12 protein-coding genes are annotated in these 15,133 nt (G+C 33.9%); 4 read left to right on the plus strand and 8 right to left on the minus strand.

What is annotated here, in order from left to right:
- Window positions 1–49 precede the first annotated feature (49 nt).
- The 8 genes from SLW70_RS15575 to tgt all read right to left on the minus strand — a co-directional run bounded on the left by SLW70_RS15575 (window position 50) and on the right by tgt (window position 10,175).
- Window positions 50–1,312 (minus strand): asparagine synthetase B, encoded by a 1,263-nt coding sequence (locus SLW70_RS15575; RefSeq protein WP_320889566.1) that lies wholly within the window; start codon window positions 1,310–1,312, stop codon window positions 50–52.
- A 265-nt stretch (window positions 1,313–1,577) separates the two neighbouring features.
- Window positions 1,578–3,125 carry a replicative DNA helicase gene (gene dnaB, locus SLW70_RS15580; protein ID WP_320889567.1) on the minus strand — a complete coding sequence of 516 codons (1,548 nt, stop codon included), beginning with the start codon at window positions 3,123–3,125 and terminating at the stop codon, window positions 1,578–1,580.
- Between the two features lie 140 nt (window positions 3,126–3,265).
- A complete protein-coding gene (locus tag SLW70_RS15585; protein WP_320889568.1) occupies window positions 3,266–4,219 on the minus strand; it encodes an acetyl-CoA carboxylase carboxyltransferase subunit alpha in 954 nt (317 codons plus the stop codon).
- Window positions 4,220–4,388: 169 nt separating this feature from the next.
- Window positions 4,389–4,985, minus strand: coding sequence for a dual specificity protein phosphatase family protein (locus SLW70_RS15590; RefSeq protein ID WP_320889569.1), 597 nt, complete (start codon window positions 4,983–4,985; stop codon window positions 4,389–4,391).
- 17 nt (window positions 4,986–5,002) lie between these two features.
- Window positions 5,003–6,934 carry an LTA synthase family protein gene (locus tag SLW70_RS15595; RefSeq protein WP_320889570.1) on the minus strand — a complete coding sequence of 644 codons (1,932 nt, stop codon included), beginning with the start codon at window positions 6,932–6,934 and terminating at the stop codon, window positions 5,003–5,005.
- Window positions 6,935–7,005: 71 nt separating this feature from the next.
- A complete protein-coding gene (locus tag SLW70_RS15600; RefSeq protein WP_320889571.1) occupies window positions 7,006–7,902 on the minus strand; it encodes a DMT family transporter in 897 nt (298 codons plus the stop codon).
- A complete protein-coding gene (locus SLW70_RS15605) occupies window positions 7,889–8,977 on the minus strand; it encodes an LptF/LptG family permease (protein ID WP_320889572.1) in 1,089 nt (362 codons plus the stop codon). Before SLW70_RS15605 ends, SLW70_RS15600 begins: the two co-directional genes overlap by 14 nt.
- A 67-nt stretch (window positions 8,978–9,044) precedes the next feature.
- Complete coding sequence (tgt, locus tag SLW70_RS15610; RefSeq protein WP_320889573.1) at window positions 9,045–10,175, minus strand: tRNA guanosine(34) transglycosylase Tgt; 1,131 nt, start codon at window positions 10,173–10,175, stop codon at window positions 9,045–9,047.
- 534 nt (window positions 10,176–10,709) lie between these two features.
- Here tgt and SLW70_RS15615 point away from each other — a divergent pair.
- From SLW70_RS15615 to SLW70_RS15630, 4 genes are all read left to right on the plus strand, one after another.
- Entirely contained in the window at window positions 10,710–12,272 is a 1,563-nt protein-coding gene (locus SLW70_RS15615) for a protein adenylyltransferase SelO (RefSeq protein ID WP_320889575.1), read from the plus strand.
- Between the two features lie 82 nt (window positions 12,273–12,354).
- Window positions 12,355–13,839: a T9SS type A sorting domain-containing protein gene (locus SLW70_RS15620; protein ID WP_320889576.1), complete on the plus strand. Its 1,485-nt coding sequence runs from the start codon at window positions 12,355–12,357 to the stop codon at window positions 13,837–13,839.
- 8 nt (window positions 13,840–13,847) lie between these two features.
- Window positions 13,848–14,483, plus strand: a complete 636-nt coding sequence (locus SLW70_RS15625; protein WP_320889577.1) for an HAD family hydrolase — start codon at window positions 13,848–13,850, stop codon at window positions 14,481–14,483.
- Between the two features lie 69 nt (window positions 14,484–14,552).
- A complete protein-coding gene (locus SLW70_RS15630) occupies window positions 14,553–14,948 on the plus strand; it encodes a hypothetical protein (protein ID WP_320889578.1) in 396 nt (131 codons plus the stop codon).
- Window positions 14,949–15,133: the final 185 nt, after the last annotated feature.

Consider the following 15,133-nt stretch of genomic DNA (forward strand, 5'->3'; position numbering starts at 1 on the left):
TAATCTTAATGGATAATTTCTTCAACACCTAACATATCATCTAGTTCAACTAGGTTTTTAATTTCTTTTTACGAGCTGCTGGGAATAATACGTTGTTTAAAATTAATCGGTAGCCAGGTGAATTTGGATGTAAGTCTAAAACAGTTGGGGCATCCCCTACTTTGTGTTGATAATCTTCTGGGTCATGCCCTCCGTAGAAAGTAAACATTCCTTTTCCTTTTTCGCCATGGATGTAACGCGCTTCTCCATTAAGTTCACAAGAACCCATTGTTAAAACATTCGATTTTACAAAACTAGCATCAAAAGCAGTTGTTTGCCCCATGAAACCTTTTACCAGTTGGGTGTGATTTTGACACAACATGCTTGGAATAGGATCCCATTTGGCCGAAAATTCCATTAGTGTAAAATAATCGGTATCCATAGGAATTCTACGTTTTTCTGTAGTATCTATATCTGAGAATTCGTATTTATCAGGCCTTCGTTCAAGAGTGAAATCTTTAAAAGCAAAGGAATTTTGGTAATTCAGCTTGGATTGATAACTGGCATCCGATGGATCACCATCAAACATGGGTTCGCATATATCAACACCATCAGCAGCGAGAGCGATATCAAAGCTATCCGTAGCGGAGCACATGGCAAACATAAAACCACCACCAATAACAAAGTCACGGATTTTTTTGGCCACAGCTCCTTTCTCTTGTGATACTTTAGCATATCCCAATTGGGTAGCCAAAGCTTCAGCGTTCTTTTTTTGTTCGATATACCAAGGAGTACTTCGATAGGCTCCGTAAAATTTCCCATACTGCCCAGAAAAATCTTCGTGGTGTAGGTGTAACCAATCGTATAAAATAAGTTGGTCACTTAATACTTCTTCATCATAAATGGGGGTAAACGGAATTTCGGCATAGGTCAAAACCAGAGTAACAGCATCGTCCCAAGGTTGTTTGCCTTTGGGAGTATAGACCGCAATTTTGGGCGCTTTTTCTAAAATTACCGTCTCCATGTTTTGAGAAGGGCTGGCTATTTCGTTAAGAATACTGTTAGTTTCTCCATCAGATAGGACTTCAAAACTTACCCCACGTATTTGACATTCTTTACGAATTTCTGGAGTATCGGGCAGTAAAAAAGAACCGCCACGGTAATTGAGTAACCAACTGGCTTTGTACTTTTTATCCAGACACCAAAAAGTGATTCCGTAAGCTTTAAGATGATTTTTTTGGGTGTTTTCATCCATTGGCAACAAAATAAATGCTGCTTTTAGTGAAAATGAAATCAACAGAAGTCCTAGAAGGAATAGCTTTTTAAAAACCATTTTATACTTTTTTACTCAAAGATAACGGATTTTTCTATTTTAATGAATTTTAGGAAAGAAGTATAAGAGTTCATCTTTAAACATAAAATTCTATGACTCTAAATGGTTAAAAAAATAAAACATGTAGAGACATAGAATTTGTAATGGTATAAGATTAGGATAGGCATTTTATTTTGCACATAAATCAGCTATAAGGAACTATCCTCAGCAAAGCGACTAGTTTCAAAAAAAAAAAAAAGGCGATGAATCTATTTATTCAAAAAGATTAAAACGGCATATCGCTATCATCATCGTCATCATCATTGAAACCACTACCAAAAGCATCACTAGCCGATGGTAAATTCTTGGTGATAAACGAACTATCATCTTGATTCATTGATGATGGTAAATCGTCGTAATTTCCACTAAAATCGTCTAGGTTATCAAATTTACCTAGGTGACCTAAGAATTTCAAACGAACGTTTTCGATTCCACCATTACGGTGTTTGGCAATCATAATCTCTGCTTGACCTGCTGTAGGCGAAGCTTCGTCATCATCCCATTCATCAATTTTATAATATTCTGGACGATACAAGAACGATACAATATCAGCATCTTGCTCAATCGCTCCCGATTCACGAAGGTCAGAAAGCAAAGGTCGCTTGCTCGAACCACGGGTCTCTACTGCACGCGATAATTGAGAAAGTGCAATTACAGGAACATTTAACTCCTTGGCTAATGCTTTTAAGTTTCGGGAAATAGTTGAAATCTCTTGCTCACGGTTACCTCCTCCTTTGGAATTTCCTCCAGCGGTCATCAACTGCAAATAATCAATAACAATAATTTTGATTCCGTGTTGTGATACTAAACGTCTTGCTTTTGCTCTCAAATCAAAAATAGAAAGCGAAGGTGTATCATCAATATACAAAGGTGCTTTTTCTAAGTTTTTTACTTTGGTACTCAACATTGTCCACTCGTGTGGTTCTAGCTTACCTGTTCTTAATTTCTCAGAAGACAATCCTGTTTCAGAGGAAATCAAACGTGTAATCAACTGAACCGAAGCCATCTCAAGCGAAAACAACGCTACAGGATGTCCATAATCGATAGCCATATTTCTAGCCATAGAAAGTACAAAGGCCGTTTTTCCCATCGCAGGTCTTGCCGCGATAATAATCAAATCCGAAGGCTGCCATCCAGAAGTTAATTTATCCAAATTAGTAAATCCAGTCTCAACACCACTCAATCCTTCTTGCTTGCTAATTTCCTCAATTTTCTTTTTGGCCTGCAGTACTAAACTTTGTGCTGTCTCTGAACTTCGTTTAATATTTCCTTGGGTAACTTCGTAAAGTTTAGATTCGGCTTGATCTAATAAGTTAAATACATCTGTAGTTTCATCATAAGAAGCCTCAATAATTTCCGAAGAAATTCGAATCAAACTACGTTGTATAAACTTTTGAAGAATGATACGCGAGTGGAACTCGATATGTGCTGAAGATGATATTTTTTGCGTCAGCTGAATTAAATAAAAATCTCCTCCAGCTAAATCTAATTTGGCATTCTTTCTTAACTGAGCCGAAACCGTTAATAAATCTATCGGTTGTGTTTCAGTAAACAATTGTACAATAGCTTCAAAAATGTGTCTATGTGCTTCTTTATAAAAGGCATCAGGTTGCAAAATATCAATGACATCATCGACACCTTTCTTATCAATCATCATAGCTCCCAAGACTGCTTCTTCCAACTCAACTGCTTGAGGAGGTAATTTCCCTTTTTCAAGGCTTATGATTGTCGATTTATCCACCTTAACTGGATTTATATTTTTGAAATTTTCCATGAAGCGAAAGTAATGTAAATTATAAAAATAAGCGTTTTAAGTTATTACTAAAAATTGTTTACAACTTGACCAATTTTGTTTATAAGCCAAAAAAAATCCGAAACGATAAGGCTTCGGATTAGTATTGTATAAGTAAGATATTACTCTTTGAATTCACCCATTTTGCTGTATTTATCCATTCTCTGAGCGATTAACTCTTCTGTTGATAAAAGTTTTAATTCTGCTAATCCTTTCAGAATGTATTCTTCTACCGTTTTGAAAGTAGTTTCTCTATCGTAATGTGCACCACCTAGAGGTTCCGGGATAATATCATCAACTAATTTTTGTTTTTTCATATCAGAGGAAGTCAATTTCAATGCTTCAGCCGCACGTTCTTTGTACTCCCAACTCTTCCATAAAATAGAAGAACACGATTCTGGCGAAATTACAGAATACCAAGTGTTTTCTAACATATATACTCTATCTCCTACACCAATTCCTAAAGCTCCTCCCGAAGCACCTTCACCTACAATAACTGTGATGATTGGCACTTTCAAACGAACCATTTCAAAAATATTTCTTGCAATAGCTTCTCCTTGTCCTCTTTCTTCGGCTTCTAAACCAGGATAAGCTCCAGGAGTGTCAATCAAAGTTAAAACAGGAATATTAAATTTTTCAGCCATTTTCATCAAACGCAAGGCTTTTCTATATCCTTCAGGATTTGCCATCCCAAAGTTTCTATATTGACGCGTTTTAGTGTTATATCCTTTTTGTTGACCAACAATCATAAAAGACTGTCCTCCAATTTTACCAAGTCCACCTATCATTGCTTTATCATCTTTAAAGCTACGATCTCCGTGAAGTTCTAAAAAAGTGTCTCCGCAAATCGCTTTAACGTGATCTAATGTATACGGTCTGTTAGGGTGTCTTGACAACTGAACTCTTTGCCATGCAGTCAAGTTCTTGTATATTTCCTTTTTAGTATCTAACAGTTTTTTTGTAATTTGTTTACAAGTAGTAGTTACATCTACATCAGACTCTTGTCCAATAACTTGGCATTTTTCCAACTGCTCTTCTAATTCTTTTATTGGAAGCTCAAAATCTAAATATTCCATAGGATTTGTGCGTTTTTATTTATTTGGATTGCAAATATAAAATTTTAAATCGTTCTAGCCTTTTAATTTTTTGTTTAAGTCTTAAAAACTTTAACATTTAGACCTACTACACTTTTACATTTAAAAAAATAAAGCTAAGGATTTATTCGATTAAAAACAACGTTATTAACTACTTAAATGCTTTTTCAGCTGCTAATTGCTCTCTTGTTTTGTATGCTTTTAAATATTCTCCTTTAGGCTTACCATCATCAAAAGAGCTAAATTTTACTATAGTTCTTACTTCTTTACGAGCATCTTCGTTACTAAAATTCTCGTATTCGATTCGGTATAAAGCGGAATACATCTCTGCCCTACCTGTTCCGTGATAGCAATGAATCAAAACAGGATAATTATCTTTATTATCCATGATTTTAAAGAAAACATCTAGATTCTTTTGGTTTGGCACTTGGTCTGAGCCATTATTGAAATAATTAACCCCTTTTATCTTTGCGATTGCTTCCTGTTCTGCTGTTAACTCTGCTGGAACTTCTGGATTATTGACAAGATCATTGGTTCCAGGAAAACGCAAATCAACTACTGATTTGATGTTGTATTTCTTGATATAACTCTCCAATTCATCTGGAGGAATTACTCCTGACTTATAAACCTTGCCTTCAGTAATGGTCTCAAAATTGTGATTGATATTCATATCATACACATATTTGGCAACAAAAATCAGAATTAGCGCTAAAACTGAAATTCCAATTTTTTTAAACTTGTTTTTCATTCCTAAATATCGTTTTATTAGTTAGTTGTTAATTTCTTATCTACCACTCTCTCCATATAATCCTGAATAAAAGCTTTACAATTCAATTCTATCGCATTCATCTCCGCGTTTCTGCGATTTATCAAATTGTTTTTCAGCGCCTTATCATCTTTATCATAAAACCCTAAAGCTTTTTGCCCATCAAAAGTACAAATATAATTCCCTCTTAAAAACTGATAAATCGTTCCTGTCGAATTAATTACAAATGGCGTACTTGATTTTTTATCCAACAAACTTCTTCCCCAACTTCTAAAAGGCTTATCGTAACCTATCATGTCTAGGATTGTTGGATAAATATCGATTTGCTGCGCTAAATCTTTATCTACTCCTACATACTTACTATTGGGTTGATAAATCAAAATAGGTACTGCAAAATGGTTAATTGGTTTATGAAATTCATCATAAAATATTTGATTCCCATGATCGGCAACCATCACAAAAATAGTGTTTGAAAACCAAGGTTCTTTTTTGGCTTCATCAAAAAAGCGTTTCAATGCATAATCGGTATATTCGGCACATTTATGAATAGGCACTCCACCTTCGTGAAATCTATTTTTATATTTTTCCGGAATAATATAAGGCTCATGAGAAGATACCGTAAATATAGAAGCGAAAAAAGGAGACTTCTTAGTATCCAAAGTCTTTTTCATGAACTGCAAAAAAGGTTCGTCCCAAATACCCCAAAAACCATCAAATTCTGAATCGTCATTAAACTCCGTTCGACCATAATAATGGTCAATCCCTAGAATATTGCTAAATCCTAAAAATCCCATTGAACCATTGGCTGCACCGTGAAAAAACGAAGTATCATATCCTTCACTTTTTAAAGTTGATACTATCGATTCTATTTTTTGCTTTGGATAAGGCGAAGAAGTAAATGCATCTTTAAACGATGGAATCCCTGCTAAAACCGAAGACATTCCGTGTATAGATTGACGTCCATTTGCGTACGCATTTGTAAAAATCAAACTGTGTTGTGCCAAGGAGTCCAAAAAGGGCGCATGGCTTTTGTAATTAGGTATTTTAGCATCTTTATTAAATGCTCCAATGTACTCACGACCATAACTTTCCACAATAAAAAGCACCACATTGGGTTTGGTCTTAGGATTATTATGGTATTCTTTTATAGGTTGAATTTCTTTTTGAATAAAATCAGTAGTCACTCCAGCATATTGCTTTTTGTCAAAACTGTTGCTAAAAAGCGTTCGAATCAATGCAAAAGGGGTGTTAAGCACAATATCCGAATGTACCACGTTCTTCACATGACGACTAGCATCTAATAAATTAATTGGCCGAGTGGATTTTTTGAAATCACCACCACGAATTCCTCCTACTGTCATCAAAGCAATAAACAAAAAGCTAATCACTGAAAAACCAAAATATGGAATCAATTTGGTAGGTTTAAACGTCTTAACTGTAACTTTTTTATACAAATAAACCCAAAGAGCAGAAAACAACACAAACAATGCGAACACATGCCAGTAATCAAATATAAAGCTAAACAATAGCACTTTTTTATTGGTTTCATGTTTTAAAACTTCCCAAACAACACTTGTGGTACGGGCAAAGGTGTATTTATAATAGATAAAATCTATAAAATTTAATCCGTAAGCAAATAAATTTGTTCCAAAATAAAGGTAAAACAAAAACTTCTGATACCTTTTACTAGCGTTATTGTATAATGGAAAAATCGAAAATACTATAAAAAGTAAATTGACATATAAAATAGCAGTCGTATCGAAGCTCAATCCATAATAACAAAGTGATAAAAAGTCACTAACTGACTCAACTCTAAGTAAATCGATATTATAAACATAAAACAGAATTCGAGCAATGAAGTAAAAAAGATAAGCTAGAATTAGTCTATAAAAGAAGACCTTGAATTCATTAAGACGCAAATGTTGTTGCATTATTTATTTTTTAATTAATAAAACTTTGCAAAGGTATCACAAATAATCTTTATCAAATAGTTAAAAAAAAACTAATTCAAAGTTGGTTTTTTTTTCATTTTTCGGTGTTTATAAACCCCGTTTAACAATACTAATGTGATTATTAAAAACGCACCAATATAAAACGGAAAACTCATTTTTTCTTTTCCACCAATAAGAAAATAAGCCAAGACAATACCATAAACAGGTTCTAAATTAGTAGTTAACATCACCGTATAAGGCGATAGTTGCTTCATTACCTTCACTGATGCTGTAAACGCATAAGCTGTACAAACAGAAGACAAAACAATGAGTAATAACCAGTCCTTGGCAGTCAAAATAAAAAAATCAGTCTTGAATTTATTTTGACTCAAAAAATAGAGTGAAATAAAAAAAACACCGGCCAAAAACTCATAAAAAGTAATGACTGTCGCTTCTTCATTTTGAATTAATTGCCCATTAAAAATAGTAAACAACACCCCGATAATAATCGAAATCAAAGCATAAATCATTCCCTCAAGATAATGCAATTCAAACTTCATTATTAATCCTAGACCAAGGATAGTCAACAATCCAAAAACAACTTCATACCCTATGATTTTCCTACCAAAAAAAAGAGGTTCTAGCAAGGATGCAAAAAAAGCACCTAACGAAAAGATGGATAGCGTAATCGAAATATTAGAAACTTGGATGGCGTGAAAAAACAAAATCCAATGGAGAGCAATCAATAGTCCAACGAAAACCAATTTCAAAAATAAGGTGAGTGAGATTCGGAATTTTATTTTTTTATAAAGAATAAAAGCGCCCAAAAATAAACCTGCTAAAAGCATTCTATACCATACAATGGCAACAGAATCTATAGTTAATAAAGCACCTAAAATAGCCGTAAATCCCCAAATAAATACGATGAAATGTAGGTTCAGATAGCTTTTTACGTTAACGTTTGGCATTTCGAAGGAGGTATATTGCTAATATTCCAAAAACAAAATTAGGGAACCAAACCGCGACAAAAGGTGAAAAGGTTGTCTTTTCAGCAATTACCCCAAAAACTTTGTCAAAAAATACAAATGAAAAGGCTATAGCAATACCTATAGTTAAATTCATCCCCATCCCTCCTCTTCTTTTCATTGCTGAAACTGAAACAGCTATGATTGTTAGGATAAAAGCTGAAATTGGCACACTGTATTTTTTATACAAAACCACCATATAAATATTGATATTTGAAGAACCTCTAGCTTTTTCCTTATCAATAAAACTATTCAATTTATCTAAAGTCAAAGTTTCGGCTATATAAATCACAGGAGTTAAATCCTCTAAATCAAAACTAAATACAGCTTTTTTTTCGGGTATTTTTTCTATTTTATCTCCTAGCTCCCCAACGGTTCTTTTGGTGTAATCATACATTGTATAAGTACTATCAGCAGGATTCCATTGTATTCTACTAGCAGTAACTTTGGATACTAATTTTTCATCATTAAATTTCTCTAGGGCAAAATTAAAAGCCGTTTTGGATGAAGAGTTAAAACTATTTACATACAAAAAATCGGTATCATTTATTTGACGATATACGTCTGTACTATTGCCACGCATGGCCTCTTTACCATTGGTCTTTAAATAAGTATATCTAAAATTGTTAAACCCCTCACTAGACACTGGCACTACAAAGAAGCCCATGATCAAAACAAAAACGGATACTAAAGAAGCTCCAATAATATAAGGTCTTAAAAAACGCGTAAACGAAATCCCAGAACTTAAAATAGCGATAATCTCTGTGTTATTGGCCAGCTTAGAGGTAAACCATATGATCGATAAAAACAAAAATATGGGGAACAATGCATTGGCAAAATAAACCGTAAAATGATAATAATAAACTGCTATTTTTAGAAAAGGTACTTCATTTTCAATCATGAAATTAATCTTTTCCGAAACATCTACAATAATTCCAATAGGAATAAACATCAGCAACATCGTCGCAAAAGTCGCTAAATATCTTTTTAAGATGTATTTATCTAGTATCGTTAACATAGCAAAGTTTAATCGTTTATTTGTTTAATTGTTTAACCGAATAAACGATTAAACAATTAAACCCATTTTATAGTCTTTGACTCATATTTTTTACCATCATATCTTTCCAGGTTCTAAAATCACCTGCAATGATATGTTTTCTAGCTTCACGAACAAGCCACATATAAAAACCAAGATTGTGAATCGTAGCAATTTGCTTTCCTAAGTACTCATTAGCAGCAAATAAATGACGCAAATAGGCTTTTGAATATTCTGTATCTACATACGTAATTCCCATTTCATCAATAGGCGAAAAGTCAGCTTCCCATTTTTTATTCTTGATATTGATTGATCCGTTAGCGGTAAACAACATTCCGTTTCTCGCATTACGCGTTGGCATCACACAGTCAAACATATCAATTCCAAGTGCGATGTTTTCCAAAATATTAATTGGAGTCCCCACACCCATCAAATAACGAGGTTTGTCTTCTGGCAAAATAGCTGTAACCACTTCGGTCATAGCATACATCTCCTCTGCAGGTTCCCCTACTGACAATCCACCAATAGCATTTCCAACTTGATTGGTATTAGCAATATATTCTGCTGATTTTTCTCTTAAATCCTTATAAACACTTCCTTGTATAATAGGAAAAAAATGTTGTTGATAGCCATATTTCATTGGTAATTTATCCAAATGAGTAATACAACGATCTAGCCAACGGTGTGTCATATTCATCGAACGACGTGCGTAATGATAATCACAAGGATAAGGCGTACACTCATCAAATGCCATGATAATATCAGCACCAATGGTACGCTGAATTTCCATTACATTTTCAGGCGTAAAAACGTGGTAAGAACCATCAATATGCGATTTAAACTTCACTCCATCCTCTTTAATCTTACGATTGGACGAAAGTGAATATACTTGATATCCACCAGAATCTGTCAAAATTGGACGATCCCAGTTCATAAATTTATGCAATCCTCCCGCTTTTTCAAGAATTTCAGTTTGCGGGCGAAGGTATAAGTGATACGTGTTTCCCAAAATAATATCAGGGTTTATATCCTCCCTTAACTCTCTCTGATGCACCCCTTTAACTGAAGCAACAGTCCCTACGGGCATAAAAATTGGGGTTTCAATTACACCATGATCAGTGGTAATACTTCCTGCTCTAGCTTTGGATTGTGGATCTTTTTTTAATAAATCAAACTTCATACTACGATTTTTCTTCCGATTGTTCGGCTGGCAAAGATAGTTTAATTTAGAAAAACTTATTCTTTTTTACTCCTAAAGTACAGTGTAAAAAAATTAACCGCTAATTCGCAGATTTTTACTTTTAATAAATTACAATTTGTTAATCGTAACCAATAAATTTTTGCTAATTCTGCTTATAAACAGCGTAATTACAATCAAAGAAAATAATAATGAGACTTGAGTAATAGCAAACAATACCAGTAATTCGCGTTTTAAAACTTTAAGTATCTTTTCGAATACAATTATTTAATAGATACAAATCTCGTAATAGTTTCATTATCGCTTTTGAAGTTTGTAACTTTGTACTATGTCTAATCCTAGTTCACCTACAAAGCGCTAAAAACAGCCACGAATTCACGAATTATTATAACACTAATAGTATTTCTCAATAAAAAACTTGTGCTCTTTGCGCTTCCTTGGTGCTCTTTGTGTTTAGCCACATTTAAGAAAAACTTAGAGAACTTAGCGTACCCTTAGTGTTCAAAAAAACAAGATATGAAACTCAATATACAAGATACCTTCAACAAAGAACTACCTGCTGACCCAAATACAACCAACACGATCAGACAGGTCGAAAATGCTTGTTTTTCATTTGTAAAACCTAAAAAAACATCAAATCCAGCCGTTCTGCACGTTTCACCTGAAATGGCTGAAAACATAGGATTATCAAAAGAAGATACCCAAACTGAAACCTTTAAAAAAGTGTTCACAGGAAACGAGGTTTTACAAAATACCAATCCATATGCTATGTGCTACGGAGGTCATCAATTTGGACACTGGGCAGGACAATTGGGCGATGGTCGAGCCATCAACCTAGCCGAAGTCGTTCACAATAACCAACGTTGGGCCATCCAACTCAAAGGAGCGGGCAAAACTCCTTATTCCAGAACCGCTGATGGACTCGCAGTATTGCGTTCTTCCGTTAGAGAATATCTATGTTCTGAAGCTATGTACCATTTAGGAGTACCAACAACTCGAGCCTTATCATTATGCCTATCAGGTGACCAAGTTTTGAGAGACATGCTTTACAACGGAAATCCTGCATACGAAAAAGGGGCCATCGTATCTCGGATAGCTCCTAGTTTTATCCGTTTTGGAAACTTCCAGATTTTCACCTCTCGCAATGATATCGACAACTTAAGAATACTCACTGATTACACCATCAAACATTTTTATCCAGAAATAGGAAGTCCTTCTAAAGAAACCTATTTACAGTTTTTCAAAAAAGTCGCTCAAAACAGTTTGGATATGGTCATTCATTGGCAGCGTGTGGGCTTTGTACACGGCGTAATGAATACTGATAATATGTCTATCTTGGGATTAACTATTGATTATGGCCCTTACGGTTGGCTCGAAGGGTACGACTATGGCTGGACACCTAATACTACTGATGCTCAAAACAAACGCTACCGCTACGGAAACCAACCCGATATGGTGCTTTGGAACTTATACCAATTAGCCAATACTTTATATCCTCTTATAGAAGAAGCACAAGGATTGGAAGCTATTCTAAACGACTTCAGAACTGATTATGATGTCAAATACATCCAAATGATGAATTCTAAAATTGGACTATTTACTCAAGATGATAATGACCAAGCTTTGATTCAAAAAATGGAGGAAACCCTTCACCTCATTGAAACCGATATGACTATTTTCTTTAGAAATTTAAGTCGTTTTCAAAAAACAAATCCTGATAATGGTTTTCAAATAATTAGCGAAGCCTTTTACAATTTACCAGAGGAACATTCTGAACTTAAATTAGCCTGGAACAATTGGTTCAAAAAGTATGCAACAAGACTCGAATTAGAATCACTGGGAGAGAGTGAACGTGCCAAAAAAATGAACACTATCAATCCAAAATATGTGCTACGCAATTATATGGCGCAACTGGCAATAGAAGCCGCTGATAAAGGAGACTATAGTCTAATTGACGAACTTTTCACACTACTTAAAAACCCGTATTCGGAACAAGAAAACCACCAAAAATGGTTTGCTAAACGTCCTGAATGGGCACGAAATAAAGTAGGCTGTTCTATGTTGTCTTGTAGCTCCTAATTAATTTTGTTTTTGTTTAAAAAAATGTAGTATATTTCGATAAAAAAAATCAACCAATTACTATCCATTAATTACCGAAATAATGAATATCAAAAACTACCTTTTTTTCCTTCTTTTGCCAATGTTTATGTTGGGACAAAATGAAAACTCAAACACATTAAATGCTATAAATCCAGTTAAACGATACAATTATAATGACGGAGTTACTGCGATGGAATATTGGTACGGTATTGACAAAATCTTAGATAGCGTTAAAACCTTTCATAAAGATGGCTCTAAAAATGAAATTTTCTATTACAATTCCAAAAACCAAAAACATGGAAACGCCTATCAATACAACAAACAAGGAGAACTCCTAGTAACTTGGACTTTTGAAAACGGAAAATTATTAAGTCGTACTGACCACAAACTTCCCTTTAATAAAGATAGCGAGGAAGTTATTAAAAAAGCAATTAGTTCCCTTGCAGAATTAAATACTCGAACTAATTTTAATCCAACAAAAATAAACGACATCTACCGAAGAGCATCTCTAAGACATAAATTAGGAAACAACTTTTTATCTTTACAAGATTATAAAATAATAGAAGCCTATACAGATAAATTCTACTCAGATCCAAAAAAAATAATTTCGGATTCTATCAAAATAAAAATGGATGGCAACAGTAGCAGATTATATGATGCCATTGCTAATATTTATGGGACTCTCGAAATGGAAAATTCAGCTATGCACTATTTTTGCAAAGCCCTGAAATTAGCGCCAAAAGACAACCGAATTTTATACAATTTTGCCAACTTTTTACAACATACAAAATCGAATGATTTAGCATTAGTGTATTTAAATAAAGTATTAGAAATAATGCCAAATCATGCTTTTGCCCAATGGGCACTAGCAAAACTCTACTCGGATAGAGGCGAATATGAGAAAGCAATGCCGCATATTATAATAGCTGCAGAAAGAGAAAAAAACATCATTGAACGTTCCTCAGGCTATGGTGGGAGAAATATTAAAACTACTAGAGGACTTATATACCATAAAACTGGTGAGACTGAGAAAGGGATTAGTGATTTGAAAGCCGAATTAGCCATAGATAAAAACAACAGTTATGCTATGAAAAACTTAGGTATTATCTACCTAGATCAAAAGAAATATACTGAGGCATGTGAATTATTCCAAAAAGCAAAAAAGCTTGAATACACCAAAATATATGATGAAAATGATTTAGAAGGTTTATTAGAACTCGCTTGTAACAATCCTGAAGCTATCGTTGAATCTGAAGTAAAATCAGTTAGCGCAACTGTTAGCTCAACTGATTCTGCTACAGCTGCGAATAGATTACCAGCAGTTATACCGTACATTTATCCAAACCCAGTTCAAGATATCATTCATATAATTGATTTAGACCCCACAGCTACTCGATATGAATTATTTGACTACCAATCAAAATTGATACAAAAAGGGGAATGTAAAGGAAGTACAATTGAAGCAACCAAATTAATTTCTGGTTTTTATATCTTAAAAATTTATAAAGACCAAATTACATATAGCTTTAAAATCATCAAAGAATAGCTTATAATATGAAATACAAATGCATCATTTTTGATTGCGATGGCGTTTTAGTCGATAGCGAAAGTATCTCAAACGGCACCTTAGTCTCTATGGCAAAAAACATTGGAGTAACGATAGAATTCGATTTTGCGATGACCCATTTTCTAGGCAAATCATTGCAATTTTGTTTCGATTACATTGAAAGTTTAGCGGCTGAAAAATTACCAGACAATTTCGAAGATGAATTTAGAGAACGCACATTTGAAGCTTTTAGAACGCAAATGAAACCCATTCCTGGCGTACACGAATTACTAAATAAAATCAAGGTTCCTATTTGTGTCGCTTCGAATGGACCTGCCGAAAAAATTAGACTCAATCTAACCACGACCAAACTTATTGACCGTTTTGAAGGAAATATTTTCAGTGCTTACGACATCAATAGTTGGAAACCGAATCCTGAATTGTATCTCCATGCTGCAAAATCAATGGGATTTGCTGTAGAAGAATGTGTGATTATCGAAGATAGTGTCGCCGGAGTTCAAGCGGCTCAAGCAGGAGGTTTTGATGTTTTTGCTTATGTTAACAATCATACTGAAGCTCTTTTTAAAGGGCTAGATATTCCGCTTTTTAATGACATGGCTTGTTTAGACAAACTTCTATTATAGTATTCTTCCTTTCAATTTATTTATTTTTCTCTAACTTTATAGGACTTAAAATGAATAATCCTTGAACTGATGAAAAAAATAGCATCCTTTTTACTCATCGGAATTTTCATAATCTGCTGTTCTTCCGATAAAAATATTCCTGACCATCACAGTCTTTTAGGAAATTGGAATTGGATTGAATCGACAGGAGGATTTGCAGGTGTTACATTAACCCCCGAATCAACAGGTAATACGATAATACTTCAAATTTCGAATACTACCATTAAGAAATATGTTAATGGTAAATTAGAATCCGAATTAAAGTATACAATCGAAATTGGCCCTTCTATTTTTGGCGATAAAAAACCAATGATTGTTTACGAAAATGATTCAAAATCCTCTTTTGAGTTGGTCGACAATCAGCTCATTTTAAATGAGGAATGTAATGATTGTTTTCAGAGTAAATATCTAAGAAAAACTCCTTAGTACTAAAAGGAAAATTGTGATTTTATGTTAATTAACATTTCAAAAACACTAAATACCAAGTAATTAAACCAATAAATCACTACCTTTATACATCTCTCAAATTAAGTCATAATGACTCCAAAAGCTAAAAAAAGTAGAAGAATCCATTAATGGAATTCGTCCATTATAATTGGATTTAAAATTAA

The sequence above is a fragment of the Flavobacterium sp. NG2 genome (assembly GCF_034119845.1).
Classification (GTDB): domain Bacteria; phylum Bacteroidota; class Bacteroidia; order Flavobacteriales; family Flavobacteriaceae; genus Flavobacterium.

Coding starts and splice junctions, on each gene's coding strand:
- SLW70_RS15575 (WP_320889566.1), bottom strand. CDS start 1,312: ATGGTTTTTAAAAAGCTATTCCTTCTAGGACTTCTGTTGATTTCATTT.
- dnaB (WP_320889567.1), bottom strand. CDS start 3,125: ATGGAAAATTTCAAAAATATAAATCCAGTTAAGGTGGATAAATCGACA.
- SLW70_RS15585 (WP_320889568.1), bottom strand. CDS start 4,219: ATGGAATATTTAGATTTTGAGCTTCCAATAAAAGAATTAGAAGAGCAG.
- SLW70_RS15590 (WP_320889569.1), bottom strand. CDS start 4,985: ATGAAAAACAAGTTTAAAAAAATTGGAATTTCAGTTTTAGCGCTAATT.
- SLW70_RS15595 (WP_320889570.1), bottom strand. CDS start 6,934: ATGCAACAACATTTGCGTCTTAATGAATTCAAGGTCTTCTTTTATAGA.
- SLW70_RS15600 (WP_320889571.1), bottom strand. CDS start 7,902: ATGCCAAACGTTAACGTAAAAAGCTATCTGAACCTACATTTCATCGTA.
- SLW70_RS15605 (WP_320889572.1), bottom strand. CDS start 8,977: ATGTTAACGATACTAGATAAATACATCTTAAAAAGATATTTAGCGACT.
- tgt (WP_320889573.1), bottom strand. CDS start 10,175: ATGAAGTTTGATTTATTAAAAAAAGATCCACAATCCAAAGCTAGAGCA.
- SLW70_RS15615 (WP_320889575.1), top strand. CDS start 10,710: ATGAAACTCAATATACAAGATACCTTCAACAAAGAACTACCTGCTGAC.
- SLW70_RS15620 (WP_320889576.1), top strand. CDS start 12,355: ATGAATATCAAAAACTACCTTTTTTTCCTTCTTTTGCCAATGTTTATG.
- SLW70_RS15625 (WP_320889577.1), top strand. CDS start 13,848: ATGAAATACAAATGCATCATTTTTGATTGCGATGGCGTTTTAGTCGAT.
- SLW70_RS15630 (WP_320889578.1), top strand. CDS start 14,553: ATGAAAAAAATAGCATCCTTTTTACTCATCGGAATTTTCATAATCTGC.